The sequence below is a fragment of the Saccharomonospora sp. CUA-673 genome (assembly GCF_001942305.1).
Lineage (GTDB): Bacteria > Actinomycetota > Actinomycetes > Mycobacteriales > Pseudonocardiaceae > Prauserella.
Window position 1 is genome coordinate 13454 of record NZ_MKKE01000066.1, and the last position, 18490, is coordinate 31943.

The 18490-nt window shown below is 71.4% G+C and carries 12 protein-coding genes and 6 pseudogenes; 6 read left to right on the plus strand and 12 right to left on the minus strand.

The window, feature by feature from the left end:
- Positions 1 to 7 precede the first annotated feature (7 nt).
- The 3 genes from BJF85_RS22380 to BJF85_RS22390 all read left to right on the plus strand — a co-directional run bounded on the left by BJF85_RS22380 (position 8) and on the right by BJF85_RS22390 (position 3066).
- Positions 8 to 631: a TetR/AcrR family transcriptional regulator gene (locus BJF85_RS22380; RefSeq protein WP_075849996.1), complete on the plus strand. Its 624-nt coding sequence runs from the start codon at positions 8 to 10 to the stop codon at positions 629 to 631.
- The gene (locus BJF85_RS22385; protein WP_075849997.1) at positions 628 to 1560 is read left to right on the plus strand and encodes a carbohydrate kinase; all 933 of its coding nucleotides are present in this window, start codon (positions 628 to 630) and stop codon (positions 1558 to 1560) included. The genes BJF85_RS22380 and BJF85_RS22385 overlap by 4 nt, the downstream gene beginning before the upstream one ends.
- Before the next feature lie 192 nt (positions 1561 to 1752).
- On the plus strand, positions 1753 to 3066 hold the full coding sequence (locus BJF85_RS22390; RefSeq protein ID WP_075850106.1) for a citrate synthase: 1314 nt from the start codon (positions 1753 to 1755) through the stop codon (positions 3064 to 3066).
- A 54-nt stretch (positions 3067 to 3120) separates the two neighbouring features.
- Here BJF85_RS22390 and BJF85_RS22395 read toward each other — a convergent pair whose 3' ends face one another.
- Positions 3121 to 4656 (minus strand): glycerol-3-phosphate dehydrogenase/oxidase, encoded by a 1536-nt coding sequence (locus BJF85_RS22395; protein WP_075849998.1) that lies wholly within the window; start codon positions 4654 to 4656, stop codon positions 3121 to 3123.
- A complete protein-coding gene (locus BJF85_RS22400) occupies positions 4653 to 5264 on the minus strand; it encodes a TetR/AcrR family transcriptional regulator (RefSeq protein ID WP_075849999.1) in 612 nt (203 codons plus the stop codon). Before BJF85_RS22400 ends, BJF85_RS22395 begins: the two co-directional genes overlap by 4 nt.
- A gap of 16 nt (positions 5265 to 5280) precedes the next feature.
- Here BJF85_RS22400 and BJF85_RS22405 point away from each other — a divergent pair.
- Positions 5281 to 6899 (plus strand): annotated as a pseudogene (locus BJF85_RS22405) (FAD-binding oxidoreductase).
- Here BJF85_RS22405 and BJF85_RS22410 read toward each other — a convergent pair.
- The 3 genes and pseudogenes from BJF85_RS22410 to BJF85_RS22420 form a co-directional block, all read right to left on the minus strand.
- A complete protein-coding gene (locus tag BJF85_RS22410; protein ID WP_075850000.1) occupies positions 6874 to 7446 on the minus strand; it encodes a gamma-glutamylcyclotransferase in 573 nt (190 codons plus the stop codon). The pseudogene BJF85_RS22405 and the gene BJF85_RS22410 sit on opposite strands and share 26 nt — an antisense overlap.
- 76 nt (positions 7447 to 7522) lie before the next feature.
- Positions 7523 to 8825 (minus strand): annotated as a pseudogene (locus tag BJF85_RS22415) (peptidase C39 family protein).
- Between the two features lie 249 nt (positions 8826 to 9074).
- Positions 9075 to 10687 (minus strand): annotated as a pseudogene (locus tag BJF85_RS22420) (long-chain fatty acid--CoA ligase); the annotation flags it as partial.
- A gap of 307 nt (positions 10688 to 10994) precedes the next feature.
- On the opposite strand from BJF85_RS22420, the pseudogene mihF reads away from it, so the two are divergent.
- Positions 10995 to 11290 (plus strand): annotated as a pseudogene (mihF, locus tag BJF85_RS22425) (integration host factor, actinobacterial type).
- Between the two features lie 108 nt (positions 11291 to 11398).
- On the opposite strand, the gene BJF85_RS22430 reads toward mihF, so the two are convergent.
- The 3 genes and pseudogenes from BJF85_RS22430 to BJF85_RS22440 form a co-directional block, all read right to left on the minus strand.
- Positions 11399 to 12550, minus strand: coding sequence for an isochorismate synthase (locus BJF85_RS22430; RefSeq protein ID WP_075850001.1), 1152 nt, complete (start codon positions 12548 to 12550; stop codon positions 11399 to 11401).
- 4 nt (positions 12551 to 12554) lie between these two features.
- Positions 12555 to 13259 carry a 4'-phosphopantetheinyl transferase superfamily protein gene (locus tag BJF85_RS22435; RefSeq protein ID WP_075850002.1) on the minus strand — a complete coding sequence of 235 codons (705 nt, stop codon included), beginning with the start codon at positions 13257 to 13259 and terminating at the stop codon, positions 12555 to 12557.
- Positions 13260 to 13352: 93 nt separating this feature from the next.
- Positions 13353 to 13942, minus strand: a pseudogene (locus BJF85_RS22440) (helix-turn-helix domain-containing protein).
- Positions 13943 to 14044: 102 nt separating this feature from the next.
- Here BJF85_RS22440 and BJF85_RS22445 point away from each other — a divergent pair.
- Complete coding sequence (locus BJF85_RS22445; protein ID WP_075850107.1) at positions 14045 to 15088, plus strand: NAD(P)/FAD-dependent oxidoreductase; 1044 nt, start codon at positions 14045 to 14047, stop codon at positions 15086 to 15088.
- An 89-nt stretch (positions 15089 to 15177) separates the two neighbouring features.
- Here BJF85_RS22445 and BJF85_RS22450 read toward each other — a convergent pair whose 3' ends face one another.
- The 4 genes and pseudogenes from BJF85_RS22450 to BJF85_RS22465 form a co-directional block, all read right to left on the minus strand.
- On the minus strand, positions 15178 to 15504 hold the full coding sequence (locus BJF85_RS22450; RefSeq protein WP_075850003.1) for a hypothetical protein: 327 nt from the start codon (positions 15502 to 15504) through the stop codon (positions 15178 to 15180).
- 81 nt (positions 15505 to 15585) lie between these two features.
- Entirely contained in the window at positions 15586 to 16185 is a 600-nt protein-coding gene (locus BJF85_RS22455) for a TetR/AcrR family transcriptional regulator (protein ID WP_075850004.1), read from the minus strand.
- Positions 16182 to 17717, minus strand: coding sequence for an AMP-binding protein (locus tag BJF85_RS22460; RefSeq protein WP_075850005.1), 1536 nt, complete (start codon positions 17715 to 17717; stop codon positions 16182 to 16184). Before BJF85_RS22460 ends, BJF85_RS22455 begins: the two co-directional genes overlap by 4 nt.
- Positions 17714 to 18456: pseudogene (locus BJF85_RS22465) on the minus strand (enoyl-CoA hydratase/isomerase family protein). The gene BJF85_RS22460 and the pseudogene BJF85_RS22465 overlap by 4 nt, the downstream one beginning before the upstream one ends.
- Positions 18457 to 18490: the final 34 nt, after the last annotated feature.

Genomic DNA, 18490 nt, shown 5'->3' on the forward strand with positions numbered 1-18490 from the left:
TCGGAGGATGCCCGCGAACCAGACCCGACGGCGACATCGCCGGATCACCGCCCGGCAGCAGGCGCTGCTCGCCGACCTCGAGGCGCTGTTCCTGTCCGACGGGTTCCTCGACTACACCCTCGACGACCTGGCCGCACGCCTGCGCTGCTCGAAGTCGACGCTGTACGCGCTGGCCTCCAGCAAGGAGCAGCTCGCGGTGAAGGTCGTCACCCATTTCTTCCGGGGTGCGGCCGAACGCATCGAGGAGCGCATCGCCGAGGCCGTCGACGCGCCCGCGACGATCAGGGAGTACCTCGCGGGCGTGGCCGACGAACTGGGCCGCGCGTCCGACCGGTTCATCGCCGACGTCGACGCGTTCGAACCCACCCGCGCCACCTACCGGTTCAACTCGCACGCCGCCGCCGCGCGGATCCGCGAGTTCATCGCCGCCGGCGCCGCCGACGGCGTGTTCCGCGACGTCCACGGCCCGCTGGTCGCCGAGTTCGCCGAGCTGCTCATCGAGCAGATCCAGAACGGCACCGTGCGCGAACGCACCGGATCCTCCGACGCGGACGCCTTCGCGGCGCTGTCCGACCTGCTGCTGGGAGGATTGCGCGCGGACGGCGAGCAGGCGAAAGGAACTCGACGATGATCGTGTCCGGTGGTGAGGCGCTGGTCGACCTCGTACCCGCGGAATCCGATGCGACTCTCCTCGCGCCCCGCCTCGGCGGCGGCCCGTACAACGTCGCGCTCGCCGCGGGCCGGCTCGACGTCCCCACGGCGTTCCTGTCCCGGCTGTCGACGGACCGCTTCGGCGACGCGCTCCTCGCGCGCCTCGAGTCGTCCGGTGTGGACACCTCGCTCGTCCAGCGTGGATCCGAGCCGACGACGCTCGCCGTCGTCGCCCTCGACGGCACCGGCGCCGCACGCTACAGCTTCTACACCGAGGGCACCGCCGACCGGCTCGTCGCCGACCCCGGACCGTTGCCCGAGGCCACGACCGTCCTGTCGCTCGGCACGCTCGGCATGGTGCTCGAGCCGGGCGCCGGCGCCTACGAGACCGTGCTGCACCGCGAGGCGGCCCGCGGCGTGCTCACCGCGCTGGACCCGAACATCCGCGCCGACATGATCGACGACCCGGACGCCTACCGCCGCCGGTTCGCGTCGTGGCTGCCGAGCGTGCGCCTGCTGAAGGTGTCCGACGACGACGCAGCCTGGCTCGCAGGCGGGGCGCCCGCCGAGGAGGCGGCCGCGGAGTGGATCGCCGCCGGGGTCGACGCCGTCGTGCTGACCCGCGGTGGTGCCGGACTGTCGGTGTTGACCGCCGCGGGTGAGGTCGCGAGCGCCCCGGCCGCCGACGTCCGCGTGGTCGACACGATCGGCGCCGGCGACACCGTCCACGGCGCGCTACTGGCGTGGCTGGTTCGGCAGGAAGTGTCGCGTGTGTCCGAATTGACACCCGATGGCTGGTCGAAGGCGCTTGCGTTCGCCGCGCGGGCGGCCGGGGTGACGGTGTCGCGCAGCGGCGCCGAGCCGCCTACCTCGGAAGAGTTAACGCACGACCAAAACGCCAGCGTGTGAACCTTGTCGCACCGGGTGGCTGTGGGTAACGCCACGGCTGCGTAAATGCCCTTGTCTGGACTAGCGTAAGGGAGCATTCGTACCCCAGCGGGGCGGTGCGACGAGGCGCTACTGCCTGTCGCGTACTCGCGGTGACCAGCAGAACCTGCGGTCGCCAACCGACCGACCCGTGTGACCGTGAGAGGCATGTGCATGTCCGACGCGACTGCGGCGCAGTCCGAGGGCGAGAAGGCCGTGCTCCGCCTTCCTGATGGCGAGCACGACTTCAAGGTTGTCCGCCCTGCCGAAGGCGCCCCCGGCATTCAGCTCGGGAAACTGCTGGCCCAGACCGGCTACATCACCTACGACCCGGGGTTCGTGAATACCGGGGCCGCGTCTTCCGCCATCACCTATATCGACGGTGACGCGGGAATCCTGCGCTATCGGGGCTATCCGATCGAGCAGCTCGCCGAGCAGTCGTCGTTCGTCGAGGTGTCGTACCTGCTGATGAACGGCGAACTGCCGAACCAGCAGCAGTTGGACTCCTTCACCGCGAAGATCAACCGGCACACGCTGCTGCACGAGGATCTGAAGCGCTTCTTCGACGGCTTCCCGCGGGACGCCCACCCGATGCCGGTGCTGTCCAGCGCCGTGTCGGCCCTGTCGACGTTCTACCAGGACGCGCTCGACCCGTTCGACAAGAACAACGTCGAGCTGTCGACCATCCGCCTGCTGGCGAAGGTCCCCACGATCGCGGCCTACGCCTACAAGAAGTCCATCGGCCAGCCGTTCCTGTACCCGGACAACTCGCTGGGTCTGGTCGAGAACTTCCTGCGGATGACGTTCGGCCTGCCTGCCGAGCCGTACGAGATCGACCCGGTCATGGCCAAGGCCCTCGACCAGCTGTTCATCCTGCACGCCGACCACGAGCTGAACTGCTCCACGTCGACGGTGCGGCTCGTCGGCTCGTCCGAGGCGAACATGTTCGCGAGCATCTCGGCGGGCATCATGGCCCTGTTCGGCCCGCTGCACGGCGGTGCGAACAGCGCGGTGCTCGACATGCTCGAGAACATCAAGGCCGACGGCGGCGACGTCGACAAGTTCGTCGAGCGCGTCAAGAACAAGGAGGCCGGCGTCCGCCTGATGGGCTTCGGTCACCGGGTCTACAAGAACTACGACCCGCGCGCCAAGATCATCAAGAAGACGGCCGACGAGATCCTGCAGAAGATCGGCGGCAACGACGAGCTGCTCGACATCGCCAAGCGGCTCGAGGAGCGCGCGCTGTCCGACGACTACTTCGTCGAGCGCAAGCTCTACCCGAACGTCGACTTCTACACCGGCCTGATCTACCGGGCCATGGGCTTCCCGACCCAGTTCTTCACGGTGCTCTTCGCACTGGGCCGGCTCCCCGGTTGGATCGCGCACTGGCGCGAGATGATCGAGGACCCGGAGACGAAGATCGGCCGCCCGCGCCAGATCTACACCGGCGAGAAGGCACGCGACTACAAGCCGCTCTCGGCCCGCTGAACCGCGCCGTCCAGGGTGCCCCCGCAGGCCCGCAGTGCGCCTCGGGGGCACTTTTCATGTCAGGCCGGCGGTCGTTCTGCTGACCAGGTCGGCGACCGTGTCGTGGGCGGCCTTCGCGTCGTGGGTGACCAGGCCCAGGCGGGTGCGGCGGTGCAGCACGTCGTCGACGTCGAGGGCGCCCTCGTGCCGGACGGCCCATACGACCTCGGCGGCCGTGACGTCGCCGGCCTCGCACACGGGCCGGGCCAGCTCGGGGTCGACGTCGCCGAGCGCGGCCACGCGCGGCGCCTCCGTGCCGTACTTCGCCACCAACCGCGGCGGGGCGTCCACAACGGACAGCTGAGCCCGGCTCGCGGCGCCGAGCAACGGCAGCCGTGCCGTCCGGCAACGCCGAGTGGGCAGTCCCGCCGCGCGGATCGCCGCGGTGACGGCGTCCTCGGCCATCCTCCGGTACGTCGTGAGTTTCCCGCCGACGACCGTCACCACGCCGGTTCCCGGATCGGTGAGCACCGCGTGCTTGCGCGACAGGTCCGCGGTGTCGCCGCCCGCCTCCAGCAGGGGACGCAGGCCGGCGAACGCACCCAGCACGTCCTCCGGACGCACCGGTCGTTCGAGCACCGACGACGCGACCGACAGCAGGAAGTCCACATCGGAGCCCGGAACTCCGGGAACGTCCTCGGGGTCGCCGTCCAACGGTTCGTCGGTCAGTCCCAGGTACACGCGCCCGCCGGGTTGCGGGAGCATCAGCACGAACCGGTTGAGCTCGCCGGGCACCGGCACCATCACCGACGTGTCACCCAGTCCCGTCCGTGCGCCGTCGAGCACGACGTGCGTGCCGCGGGACGGGCGCAACCGCACGGACGGCAACAACGTTCCCGCCCACACTCCCGTGGCGTTGACGACCTGCCTGGCCCGCAGTTCCACTGTGGACCCGGTGAGCCCGTCCCGGGCGACGACGCGGTCGCCGTGCAGCTCGGTGGCCTCGACGCGCGTGAGGATCCGTGCGCCGTGCGCGGCCGCCGTCCGTGCGAGCGCGACGACCAGCCGCGCGTCGTCGGTCAGCGCACCGTCGAAGGCGAGCAGTCCACCACGCAGGCCCTGCGTACGCAGACCCGGCGCGAGGGCCAACGCCTCGGCGGCGGGCACGGCCCGCGGTCGCGGCAGCAGCGCCGACGGCGTCCCGGCGATCCGGCGCAGCGCGTCGCCCGCGTGCAGACCGCCGCGCGTGAGCAGGGCCGACGACCGCTGTCCGTAGGTGGGGAAGACCTGCGCGGTGGGCCTGGTCAGGTGCGGTGCGGTGCGCGTCATGAGGATGTCGCGTTCGACCGCGCTCTCGTGGGCCAGGCCGAACTCGCCGTGGGCCAGGTAGCGCAGGCCGCCGTGGACGAGCTTGCTCGACCAGCGGGATGTGCCGAACGCCAGGTCGTGGGCCTCGACGAGGGCGACCGACAGGCCGCGCGACGCGGCGTCGAGGGCGCAGCCGACGCCGGTCACGCCCCCGCCGACGACGAGGACGTCGACCGTCCGGCCGGAGGCGAGGTCGTCGAGCTCGCGGGTGCGACGGCGAGCGGTGAGTGATGCGGCGATCACGGTTTCAGGGCCCCTTCCAGCAGGTGGGCTAGTTCGTCGAGCAGTGCGTCGTCATCCACAGTGGACTCGTCGTCCGTCGTGGCCGGCCGCCGGGACAGTACGAACGACTGCAGCAGCAACAGCAGCGACCGGGCCTGGGTGGACGGGTCGCCCACGCGGATCGACCCGTCGGTGTGCCCCTGGTCGACGAACGCGCGCAGGCCGTCCTCGGCGACCCGCTGCGTCGCGCCGAGCCGTTCGGTGATGTACGGCAGCAGCAGTTCGGCGTCCCGGTCGAGCACGGTGCGCAGCAGCGGGTCGGTGCCGAGGTGTCGCACCCCGGCCACCGCGTGGGCGACGAGCCGCGCACGCGCCGTGTCGCCGGTGTCGAGGTCGCCGCTGATGCCCTGGAGCAGCGCGCTGAACTCGCGGGTCATCAGCGCGGCCAGGACGCTGCGGACGTCGGGAAACCGCCGGTAGAGGGTCATCCGCGACACGCCGGCGGCCTTGGCGATGCCGGTCAGCGTGGTGCGGCGGACGCCGTCGGCCAGGACGCACTCCTTGGCGGCGTCGAGCAGTGCGTCGTCGGCCACCCGACCCCCGTCCCGGGTGTGACGTTCTGGATTCATGTGTCACACTCTAACCATGACCGACAGTCTGGACCACCGACTCCGCGGATCCTGGACGACCGAGGGCGCCGACGCCGCGCATCTCGGCGAGCGCGAGCTGCGCTGGCTCAGCAGGCGGATCGGCGACCTGACGCCGAGCGACCCCGTCGCGCCGGACTCGGCCATCGCCGCCGCGCCGTCGCGCCTGCCGGAGCCGCGCGCGGCGCGCTCGTCGACGTCGTCGGGCCGCGGCACGTCCTCGGCGAGTCGCGCGACCGACTCGAGCGCAGCGGCGGCATGTCCTATGTGGATCTGCTGCGCAGGCGGAATCCGGCGGCGGGCATCGCCGTGCCGGACGCCGTCGTGCTCCCGGCCGATCCCGACCAGGTGCAGCGGGTGCTCGACGTCTGCGTGGCGCACGACATCGGCGTCGTCCCGTTCGGCGGTGGCACGTCGGTCGTCGGCGGTGTCACCGCGTCGGCGGGCGACAAGGACGCCGTTGTCGTACTGGACCTGGAACGGCTGAACCGTCTCGTGTCGGTCGACCCGGTGTCGCACATCGCCGTCCTGCAAGCGGGGGTGCGGGCACCGGACGCCGAACGGATGTTGTCGGCCCACGGATTCACGCTCGGCCACGTGCCGCAGTCCTACGAACGCGCGACGATCGGCGGATTCGCGGCGACCCGCTCGGCCGGGCAGGCGTCGTCGGGATACGGACGGTTCGAGGACATGGTGTCGGGCGTCCGCCTCGCCACGCCACGCGGCGAATGGCGGCTCGGCGTCGCCCCGGCGTCGGCCGCCGGGCCCGATCTGCGCCAGCTCGCGGTCGGCAGCGAGGGCGCGCTCGGCGTCATCACCGAGGTCGCCGTCCGCGTACGGCCGGTTCCCACGACCGAGCACTACGAGGCCGTCGCCGTCGACGGCTGGGAGCGCGGCTGCGCGCTCGTGCGGCAGTTGGCCCAGCAGGGTCTGCTCGCCGACATCAGCCGGCTGTCCGATGTGGATGAGACCCGGGTCTCCCTGCAGCTGGCGGGAAGTTGGAAGACCGGCGTGCTGCGACGTTACCTCGGAGCCCGCGGTGTGGCGGAACCGTGCCTGCTCGTGCTCGGCTGGCACGGCGAATCGGCGCATCGGCGCAAGGCCGCGATGCGGGTGTTGCGAGGTGGGGGAGCCGTGTGGCTGTCACCCGCGCCCGCGCAGGCCTGGCTGCGCGGACGGTTCGGCGGACCGCGGCAGCGCGACGCGCTCCTCGACGCCGGCGTGTGCGTCGAGACCCTCGAGACCGCGACGCACTGGTCGAAGATCGGCACGCTCTACGACCGCGTGCGCACCGCACTGCGCAGGGAACTCGGCGACCCGCTGATCATGTGCCACGTCTCGCACGCCTACGAGACCGGCGCCTCGCTGTACTTCACGGTGTTGACCCCGCAGTCGGCCGAGGACCCCGTCGGCCAGTGGCAGCGGGCGAAAACCGCCGCGTGCGAGTCCATCTCGGACGATCGGGTCGGCACGATCTCCCACCACCACGCCGTGGGAACCGACCACGCGCCCTACCTCGAGGCGGAGATCGGGTACGTGGGCCGGGAGGTTCTGAAGGCGGCGAAGCAGGCCGTCGACCCGACCGGCATCCTCAACCCGGGCAAGCTCCTCGGCTGACCGGCAGCACGGTCACGTCCAGGCCGTGCGTCGTGGCCGCGGTGCCGGTGAGCATCGCGGCCTTGCGCTGGGGCAGCTCGTCCATGCGCACCGGCTCGCCGCCGACGAGCAGGGGCATGCGACCCTCGTCGCGTCCGACGTAGGCGTACACCTCCTCGAGCACCGAGCCGTTCTCGAGTCGGACCCGTCCACTGTGGAGGCGGGCCAGGTCGTAGGCGGCGCCGCGGGCCTCGCAGACGTCGAGGGCCTGCACCTGCTCGGGCGTCGCGAACCACACGGCGTGCCACTCGGTGACCCCGGGCGCCGCCGTGAGCGTCGCGGGACGTTGGCCGTCCCGCGGACGAAGTCCGGTCGACCACACGGCGGCCAGATCGCGGCACTCGGCACGGGCCACGACCGCGGGCCCGGGCAGGCCGAGTTCCTCCCGCAGCCACGTGATCTTCGAAGGGCAGACGTTCGACCCGTAGGCCAGCACGGGAATCCGCTCGTGGCGCACGGACTCGAGCAGCTCCGGGGTGAGCTCGTACCCCGCTCCGTCGACGTGCACGTACGAGACGCCCGGCCGGCACCCGGGTACGGATCCTCGGGATACTCGACGTCGTCGAACAGGTGCCTGCCGGGAATCAGCGCCGCTCCCCGGTGCTCGGAGCCGCGTTGTTCGAAGCCCCGGGGTTGGTGCCCTCGATGATGTAGGCGATGCCGCCGGAGCCGCTCGCGACCGAGCCGTCCTCGGTGTAGCGCTGGGTGCGCTGCCAGATCGTCTCGAACTGGGCGCGGTCGTACACGCGGCGGACCTGGTCGTTCGACGGCGAGGCCGGGTCGTTGACGATCACGTCGCCGTCCTCGGTGAAGCCCACGACCACGAACAGGTGTCCCGCCGTGCCGTAGCCCGCACCGTCCAGTTCGGACTCCAGGAACGACTGGGACGTGATGACCGGGACGCCGCGGGCGATGTAGCTTTCCAGTTCTGTCAACGAATGCAGCCGGGTGATGTGTCCCTTGAGGCCGTACTCCGAGGCGTACGCGGTGTTGAACGGCCAGTTGCCGGTGCCCTCGTAGGCGTAGTCGTAGGTGTGCCGCGCGGCGTGTGCGACCGGCTTGTCCGGGTAGTCCGCGGGCAGCCACGACATCTGCTCGTCGGTCGGGCCGACGCCCCAGTACTCGGCGACCATCGTGGTCGACGTGGGACTGCACCAGGCCTGGCCGCCACCGCCGTACTCGGGGTAGTTGCCGGCGTGCACGTTCTGGGCGTAGGTGGGCACGTCGAGCTCGGTGCCCGCGGCCTCGCCGGGTTCGGTGAGGGTCGGTTCGAACCGGTCGGGCACGTCGGAGGTCATCGCGCCGACGCGCTCGACGACGGGCGTGGCGTCGCTGCCCTCGGCGCGCAGCAGCGTCACGCGCAGCTGGTAGGCGCGGAACGCGACCCCGTCCTTGGCGACGAGCGTGTCGGTGGAGACCGACGCGTGGTCGTCGGACTGGCCGTCGACGCTGGTGCGCTCGATGTCCTGGTCGCCGTAGGCCCAGCGGCCGAGCGTGAACCACTGCGTGTCGGCACCGGCGGCCGTCGTGGCCTTGGCCTCGACCTCGACCCACGTGCCGGGCGGGGTGCGGGCGTTCCACGAGGCGATGAGCTCGGAGGCGTCGAACCCGGGCTCGTACGTCGGGGAGGTCCAACTGCCGGCCTCGTGGCCGTCGCGGACGCTGCGGGTCGGTGAGGCGGAGCCCGTTCGCGTCGGCCCGTACGCCGGTGCGGGTGCCGGCATCGAACTCGTCGGCGGTCTCCCACTCGTGGTAGTCGATGGCCTCGTCCTCCGCGGATTTCCCGGCGTCGGCGGACGGGGCGGGGGCGCCGGCGGTGGCCACCGGTTGCAGGATGGTCGATGCCGTGACGGCCGCCAGGAGCACCGTGAAGAGTCGTCCGCGCATGTCGGGGGATTGTTATGCCTCCACGGCGAGCTGTAAACCGCGTTGCGCCATTCAGATCACACCGGACGATCCCGCCCCTCACCCGCAGTGACGTTCCCCGCCCACGTCAAAGCTCCCGAGGGCCCCATGGTCGTGCCCGCCCGTCGCCCGACCACCACCCCCCAACGACGCGCTGGCGCGCGGCTGCGCCTGATGGCGACCATGCCTCGGGAGCCTGAAACCGTTGGGCTGGTCGGGGCGCCTAGAAGTGGAGATGTCGAGTTTGCCCTCGGCGTGGGCGGCCCGGATGCGCTTCTTGTCGAACTTGCCGACGCTCGTCTTCGGCACCTCGGGCACGAACGTCCAGTGCTCGGGCAGCTGCCACTTGGCGACCTTGTCGCTCAGGAAGTCCCGCAGCTGCTCGGCCGTCACCGACTGGCCCTCCTTGACGACGACCGCCACCAGCGGCCGTTCGTCCCACTTCTCGTCCGGCACGCCGATGACCGCCGCCTCCGCGACCGCCTCGTGTGCCATGACTGGTTCTCCAGGTCGACCGACGAGATCCACTCACCACCGGACTTGATCACGTCCTTCGACCGGTCGGTGAGCGTCAGGTAGCCGTTCGGCGTGATCTTGCCGACGTCGCCCGTGCGCAGCCAGCCGTCGCGGAACTTCTCCGGGTCGGAGTCCTTGTGGTACGCGCCCGCGATCCACGGACCCGACACCTCGAGCTCGCCGACGCTGGTGCCGTCCCAGGGGACCTCGTTGCCGTCGTCGTCGATGAGCCGCGCCCGCACGCCCGCCGGGAACCGGCCCTGCGTGTAGCGGTAGCTCCACGCCTCGTCGCCCGTCGCGCCGCGCGGCGCACGCGCCACGCTGCCCAGCGGCGAGGTCTCCGTCATGCCCCACGCGTGCAGCACCGGCACGCCGTAGTTCTCCTCGAACGCGTGCATCAGCGACGGCGGCGCCGCCGAACCGCCGACCACGACCTCGTTCAGGTGCGAGATGTCCTGCGGGTTGGCCTCCAGGTGCTGGAGCAGGCCCTGCCAGATCGTCGGCACCGCGGCCGCGTGCGTCGGCTTCTCGGCCGCGAGGATCTCGGCGATCGGCCCCGGCTGCAGGAACCGGTCCGGCATGATCAGCGAGGCGCCCACCATGAACGCCGCGTAGGGCACGCCCCACGACATGGCGTGGAACTGCGGCACGATGACGAGCGTGCGGTCGACGTCCGACAGTCGCATGCTGTCCGACATGCAGATCTGCATCGAGTGCAGCCAGATCGACCGGTGCGAGTACGACACGCCCTTGGGGTCGCCGGTCGTGCCGGACGTGTAGCACATCGCGGCGGCCGAGCGCTCGTCGACGGCGGGCCAGTCGAACTCCGTGGGCTTGCCGGCGAGCAGGTCCTCGTACGAGTGCACCTGCACCCCGTCGGGCGCCTCGACGGTCGACGGGTCGCCGTTGGCCACCACCACGTGCCGGACGGTCTTCATCTCGGCGAGGGGCTTGTTCAGCAACGGGACCAGCGTTCCGTCGACGATGATGACGTAGTCCTCGGCGTGGTCCGCCACGTACACCAGCTGCTCGGGGAACAGCCGGATGTTCAGGGTGTGCAGCACCGCGCCCATCGACGGGATCGCGAGGTAGGCCTCGAGGTGCTCGGCGTTGTTCCACATGAAGGTGCCGACGCGCTGATCGCCGGTAACGCCCAGGTCGCGAAGGGCGTGTGCCAGCTGCGCCGAACGCTCACCCACCTCGCCGAAGCTTCGTCGGCGCGGTTCCGAACCCGTCCACGTGACCACCTCGCTGCCGGCGTGGAGCTTGGATCCGTGCTTGAGGAGGTCGGAGATCGAAAGGGGGGCGTCCTGCATCGTGCTCAACATTGAGGCTCCCGGGGGTCCATGAACTGGGCTCGAGCGCGAGCCTAGCCGCCATGTCCGTTCTCCGGGAGAACCGTGAATAACGGTTACCCCCAGTGGTCATCCTGAGGTGTGGGCTCTGACCTGCATGCCTCGGACGGGGGGTCATCGCGTGTCGATTTCGCGCATGCGGGGTTCTTGGCGTTTACTGGGCCCGTGGTAAGAGACGGCCTGGCCAGCGCTTGCTCGGGCAAGCACCTGGGGACCCGGGTTGTCGCCGCTGCACAAGCGGCACCCGAGAAGAAAGGAAAGGTACGTTGCTCTGCCCACGTTGACTCCGGAACAGCGCCAGGAAGCCCTGGCCAAGGCGGCCGAGGCTCGCAAGGCGCGCTCGGAGCTGCTTGCGTCGATCAAGGACGGTTCGGAGAGCATCGAGAAGGTGCTGAACCGCGCGAAGGACGACAAGACGGTTGGGAAGACGAAGGTCACCCAGCTGCTCAAGGCCGTTCCCGGGCTCGGCGCCGTGAAGGTTGCCGCGCTGTTGGAGCAGGCGGGCATCGACCCTGACCGTCGGGCCGCCGGCCTCGGCGACCGTCAGCGCGAAGCCTGATCAACGCTCTCAAGTGACGCGTACGTCCGTGGGCGGCGTGTTCTGCACGACCGCGCCGCCCACGGACGGTCCTTGACCCTCCGCCGCCGGATCGCCGTGTCCACGCGGCCGCCGGTGGTGCGCTCTCATCTGCCCGTGTCGAGTCCCATGGCACGGGCCAGCGTCGCGAACTTCGCCGACGTCTCGTCCAGTTCCGCGTGGGGATCCGAGTCCGGCACGATGCCGCCGCCCGCGTACATCCGCAGGTCCCGGCCGCCCGTGTCGGCGCAGCGGATCGACACGGCCCATTCGCCGTCGCCGTCGGCATCCACCCAGCCCACCGCGCCCGCGTAGTAGCCGCGGTCGAACGGTTCCAGTTCGCGCACCAGCTCCCGGGCCGACGGGGTCGGTGTTCCGCAGATCGCCGGGGTCGGGTGCAGCGCGACGGCCAGGTGCAGCGCCGTGACCTCCGGATCGGCGAGTTCGCCCACGATGCGTGTGCCCAGGTGCCACATGGTGGGCGTGCGTTCGAGCGTCGGTTCGCCGGGCACGTCGAGGTGGCGGCAGAACGGCCGCAACGTCTCGGTCACCGCGTCGACGAGGACGGCGTGCTCCTCGCGGTCCTTCTTCGAGTCCAGCAGCGTGCGTGCGTTCGCGGCGTCGGCGTCGGAATCGGCGGCGCGCGGCATCGATCCTGCGTACGGGTGTGACACGACGCGGCTGCCGTGGCGCGCGATCAGCAGCTCCGGACTCGCCCCCACCAGCGCGCGATCGCCCGGCAGGCCGGCGGCGAACACGTAGCCGTGCCGGTTGTCCCTGGCGAGGTTGCCGACGACGGCCTCCGTCGGGACCGGCTCGGTGAACTCGACGTCGAGCGCCCTGGCCAGCACGACCTTGCGCAGATCTCGCACGCCGAGCTCGGTGACGGCCTTCGCCACGGCGGCCATGTGCGCCTCCTCGGCGGGAACGGCGCCGATCGCGACGGGTTCGGGCACCTCACGGCGGCGCAGTCGGCGGGGCTGCGGTGGGCCCGCGGTGCGAAGCGTCGCCGGCACGACCATCCGCGCGGGGGTGCCCGACGCGGCGTCGAACGGCAGCACACCCACCGCAGTGGGCAGCTCGCCGGCGTCGGATTCGGAGCGGGCGGCCGTGAGCAGGCGGGTGACGTGGTCGGCGAGTGCGTCCTCGTCGGTGTCGACGACCTCGTGGGCGATGCCGGCGCCGAGGATCGTCCGCTCGTCGGTGGCGAGCAGGAAATCCCCGTGCCGGAACTCCTCCACCAGCCGCGCGGCGTCCATGCCGTCAGTTTCCCAGCGTGGCGGGGCTCCACCAGCGTTCTGTGACGTCCAGCTCCTCGGTGGTCAGCACCGCGACCGCGGCGTCGTAGCCGTCGCCGGGGGTGAGTGGGGCGAGTCGGGTGGCGGCGGCGTCGAGTGCCGGGTCGGCGGAGGAGACGAGACCGGGCGGCTGGTCCGGCGGCGCCAGGGTGAGGCTGGTCAGCGGGATGCGCAGGCCCTTGCCGGTGGCCTTCATCAGCGCTTCCTTGCCGGTCCAGTAGCGGAAGAACGCGCGGGTGCGCGCGTCGTCGCCGAGCGCGGCGACCGCGGAACGCTCCGCGGGACTGAGGGTGTACTCGAGGAGGCCGTCGTCGGCGCGGCGGGTCGTCGTCTCGACGTCGAGGCCCACCTTGGCGCCCGCCGTGACGGCCAGGCCGACGCGTTCGCCGGAATGCGAGATCGACAGTTCGAGGTCGCTGCCGGGCACGCGCGGCGGTCCGTGCTGCTTGTCGCAGTCCTCGCAGCTCGCGTCGAACACGACGGTGCCGGCGGGAACGCCGAGCTGCCGTCCCACGACGGTCTTCGCCAGCACCCGGCCGGTGAGGAACCGCCGGCGATCCTCGCCGCGGCGGTACGCCTCGAACCGTGCGCGTTCGACGTCGGTGAGCAGCTCGCGATGCGCGGCGGTGTCCTCCACCGGCGTCGCCCACCACACGGAGCACGTGATCATGCCAGCAGACTACTGCGCCGACGCTCCCCACAAGCCGCCTTCCACAACACCGCCGAAGAAGCCCCCGTGGCCCCATGGGGCCACCGGAGCGCTTCAGGGGCGGGTGGATTTGGGGGCGGCGCGGAGGTGGGCCCGTTCGCCCTGCTTGCCGAACAGGCTGAGGAACTCGACCGGCGCGCAGTCGGCGGAGCGAACCAGTGCGGGACGCGGGTGTCGAACTCGGCCGCCTCGCCGGGCGTGAGCACGAGGTCGTGGTCGCCGAGGACGACGCGCAGGCGGCCGTTCAGCACGTACATCCATTCGTAGCCCTCGTGCGTGCGCGGGTCCGGCTCGGGCGGCGTCTCGCAGCCGGGCAGCACGATCTTGTACGCCTGGATCCCGCCGGGACGGCGGGTCAGCGGCAGCATCGTCATGTCGCCCCTGGTTACCGGGCGCAGGTGCACCCGCGGGTCCCCGGTCGGCGGCGCGTCGACGAGTTCGTCCAGCGCCACGCCGTGCGCCTTCGCCAGCGGCAGCAGCAGTTCCAGCGTCGGCCGGCGCGCACCCGATTCCAGGCGCGACAGCGTGCTCACCGAGATGTTCGTCCGCTCGGACAGCTCCGCGAGTGTCTGCCCGTGTTGGGTCCGCAGCGCCCGCAGTCGTGGTCCCACCGCGTCGAGTGCGGGCCCCAGGTCGTCGTCCATACCTCGATATTGCTAGAACGGCAAACATGTTTGCCACCTCCTCGCGCGGTGGGGCAGAGTCGACGGCGGAGGTATTCGCAGGTGACGAACGAGGAGAAGCCCATGACGATCCCGGCCCCAGACGGCTACGACGTCGTCGTGATCGGCGGCGGTGCGGCCGGTCTGAACGCCGCGTTGATGCTGGCCCGCGCGCGCCGCACAGTGCTCGTGCTGGATGCCGGCGAGCCGCGCAACGCGCCCGCGACCGCGGTGCACGGCCTGTTCGCGCGCGAGGGCGTGGCGCCGGCCGAACTGCTCGAACGTGGCCGCGACGAGGTCCGGTCCTACGGCGGGGAGGTCGTGACCGCCGAGGTCGACGCCGTGCACCCGGCCACCAGCACCGACCCCGACAACGACGATCCCGCCTTCACGGTGTCGACGTCGGAGGGGCGCATGCTGCATGCCCGCCGCGTGCTCGTGACGACCGGTCTGGTCGACGAGCTACCGGACATCGCCGGGCTGCGGCACCGGTGGGGCCGCGACGTCGTGCATTGCCCGTACTGCCACGGCTGGGAGGTGCGCGACCGGGCGATCGGCGTGCTGGCCAACGGTCCGATGGCGCTGCACCAGGTGTCGTTGTTCCGCCAGTGGAGCGCCGACGTGACGTTCTTCGCCCGCGGCACGACGCTGTCCGCCGACGAGGCCGAGCAGTTGCGCGCACGGGACATCCGCATCGTCGACGGCGACGTCGAGGAGCTCGTGGTCGCCGAGGACCGCATCACCGGGGTGCGGATGTCCGACGGGTCGGTCGTCGCGCGGGATGTGGTCGCCGTGGGCACGCGCATGACCGCGCGTGCCGGGTTCCTCGACGGCATCGGGCTGCGCGCGCAGGAGCATCCGTCCGGCGCCGGCGACCACCTGCCGGTCGACGCGCGGGGGCAGACGGCGGTGCCCGGTGTGTGGGCCGCGGGAAACGTGACGGATCCGTCCGCGCAGGTCGGCGGGGCCGCGGCGGCCGGTGCATTCACGGCGGCGCAGATCAACGGCGACCTGGTGCAGGAGGACGTCCGTCTGGCCGTGACGGCCTATCGCCGGCGTCCGTTCTCGGTGCGCGGCGAGGCGCAGGTGACGGAACTCGTGGCGGGCGACGCCCGTCACGGCGTCTGACCCATGGCGGCGAACGTCCCCGGGACGCCCTGGTCGCAGGGCATTCCCGGGGACGTGAAACCGGACCGCGGATGCGGTGAGGGTGGTGCTCAGGACCGGGCGCTGTCCCTGATGGCGAGTGGCACCCCTGCCAGATCCTCCTCGTTGCAGAGGATCTTCAGGTTGTAGTACGGATAACCGTCCCGGTCGTCGTAGTCGAGGTGGACCGCGATGACGTCCGCGGACTCACCCAACCACTGCTGTGCCTGTCGAAGCCATGCCGCGCCGCGCTCCAGAGCGGCGGGGAGATCGTCGTCTCGGAACTCGACGGGCCGATACGGCACATCGTGGATGTGATCCCGCGGATCGGCGGGGGTGGGAAGCCCGGGCGCGACGCCCGCGTCGTTGAGTTCCAGGTGGATTGTCTGTTCACTCACCCCACGAGCGTCCCTTAGCATCGCCTCCGGGGCAAGCGCCACCCCCTCGGCGCTGCGGTTTTGCAGGTGTGGCCGGTGCGCTCACGCCGGCCTGGGCGCTGCGCCGAGCATGCCCAGGGCCAGGTCCGCGTAGTGCTCGGCCAACGCCTGCGCCGGCAGCGGTCCACGTGGCGAGAACCACCTGGCCACGCCGTTGCACATGTCCAGCAGCGCCAGTCGGGTCGCGGCCGGCTGGGCGGTCGTGAACACGCCGGCGCGTAGCCCATCGTCGATGGCGTCGGCCCACAGTTTCTCGTAGGCGTCGCGGAGGGCGACGACGCTGCGCCGTGAGGCGTTCGACAGCGCATCGACCTCGTTGTCGACCACGCGGGTGCGCCACGGTTCGCGGGCGTGCCTGGTGACGTGCACGACAACCAGCCGTTCGAGTCGTTCGGCCGGGCCGTCGACGCCTTCCACGGCGGCGACCGCCGCGTCGAGCAGGCTCTGCAGCGAGTCGGTCATGATCTCGGCGAGCAGCTGCTCCTTGGTGGGCATGTAGTGGTACAGACTCGCCGACGACAGCTGCGCGGCCTGGGCCAGATCGCGGATGCCCGTGCCGTGGAATCCCTTGGTGGCGAACAGTTTCACGGCCGCCCGGTGCACCCGGTCCCGGCCGGAGGTCTTCGCTTGCCGGTTCGTCACAGCCACCCGCCCGCCTTCCGGTCGTAGGCGCCGGCCCGTTGATCGCCCTCGCGCAGCCGGCCCTTCGCGATCCGTTCCGACGGCGTGCGCGGCAGGTCGTCCACAATGGACCAGAAGCGGGGAACCTTGAACCCGGCGAGTTTCCGTTCGCAGAACGCGGCGAGTTCCTCGGGGGCGCACGCGGCGGTCAGGACGACGTAGGCCTTGACCTCCTCGCCCCGCAGCTCGTCCGGCACGGCGACGACGGCCGCGGACGCGACGTCCGGATGCAGCAACAATGCCCGCTCCACCTCGTCGGCGGCGATGTTCTCACCACTGCGCCGGATCATGTCCTTGGTGCGCCCGACGAAGAACACCCGTCCGTCCTCGTCCATGCGGGCGAGGTCGCCGGTGTGGAACCACCCGCCGCGGAACGCCGCGGCCGTGGCGTCGGGATCGTCGTGGTACCGATGCATGAGGCCGGTGCCGCGGATCAGCAGCTCGCCCTCCGTGCCGCGGGGGACCGGCGCACCGTCCTCGTCGGCGATCACGACCTCCCGGTGGGCCGCGGGACGTCCGATACAGCCGCTGCCGACCAGTTCGTCGTGGTCGGCCGGATACATCCGAATGTCGCCGCCGGTCTCGGTCATCCCGAACGCCTCGTACCACCGAACGCCCCACCTGGCCTCGAGGTCGGCATGCAGCTCGGGCGGGACGGCCGACGCGGTGATCGCGCGTACGCGGTGGGCGCGATCGTCCGGCGAGGGCGGCATGCGCAGCAGCAGCGTCGGCATCAGCCCGAGGCAGTAGAACCAGGTGACGTCGTGCTCGCGCACCTTGGCCCAGAACGTCGACGGGTGGAATCGGTCGAGCACCACCAACGTCGCGCCCGAGCGCAGTCCCAACGCGACATTCCACTGTGGATCGATGTAGTGGAACGGTTGGGCGGTGAGCATGACGTCGTCGGCGGTGATCGCCGGGAACGCGGTCGCCAGGTCGTCGGCCAGCGTCGTCCAGTAGCGGTTCGGCAGCACGCAGCCCTTCGGCGCGCCCGTGGTGCCCGACGTGTACTGGATGTTCGTCGGCGTCTCCGGGGTCGGCGTGAACGGCGGCGGTTCGGCCGCAGCGCCCGTGCCGCCGGCCTCGGCTGCCAGCTCGTCGGTGGTCAGGACCGCGCGCAACGCCGTGCCGGGGGCGACCGACCGCAGCAGCTCGGCGAACTCCGGTGCGGCTACGGCGAGGCTGGCGCCGGAGTGGGCGACGACGTGCCCGCCGTCGAGCTCGCGGTACCCGGTGTTGACCGGCACGAGAGCCGCGCCGAGGCGGGCCAGCGCCAGCCACAGCAGCGGGAACTCGGGGCGGTTGTCGATCATGACGGCCACCCGGTCGCCGGGTCGGACCCCGCGCGCGGTGAGGGCGGCGGCGAACGCGCGGCTGCGCCGGGCGACGTCGGCGAACGTCACGCGTTCGCCGGTCCGGTCGAAGATCCACGCGTCCTTGTCCGGCCGGCTGCGGGCGGCCGTGTCGACGAGTTCCACGAGGTGCCGGCTCATCGCGATCGGAACTCCTCCTCGCTGCGGGTGACCTCGGGCGTGTGCTCGGTGAGCAGCGCGTGCGTCACCTCGAGTTCGAGCGTGGCCTCCAGCGCGGCGTCGATGCCGTGGTCGACCGCGCGCTTGGCCAGCGTCACCGAACGCGGCGGTTTCGCGGCGATCGCCGCGGCCAGCTCGCCTACGCGGCGCCGTAGGTCCGCGCGCGGCACGACCTCGTTGACCAGGCCCAGTTCGGCGGCCTTCGCCGCGTCGATGCGCTCGCCCAGCAACAGCAGTTCCTTCGCCTTCAGCGGTCCGACGAGCAGGGGGAGAAGTCGTGATGCCGCGCCCGTCACGCTCAGTCCCAGGCCGGCCTCGGGGAAGGCGAGGACCGCGTCGTCGGCGGCGACGACCAGGTCGCAGCCGAGGGCGAACTCGGCGCCGGCGCGATGGCGTAGCCGTGGACCGCGGCGAGGACGGGCTGCCGCAGGCCGCGGAGGCGGCGCGTGACGTCCTGCAGTCGCTCCAGGCGCGCACGGGAGTCTCCGGAAGGAGTGGGCGCCTTGAGGTCGTGACCTGCACAGAACGCCCGGCCTGCCCCGGTGAGCACGACCGCCCGCACGGCCTCGTCGGCGGCCACGGCGTCGAGCGCGGTGATCAGGTCCTCGACCAGCTCCGGTGCGACCGCGTTCAGCCGCTCGGGACGGTTCAGGCGAATGGTGGCGACGCCCTCGGCGCGCTCGAGCTCGACGGTCGGCATGTCCACGACCGTAGCTGACCGATCAATCGATCGA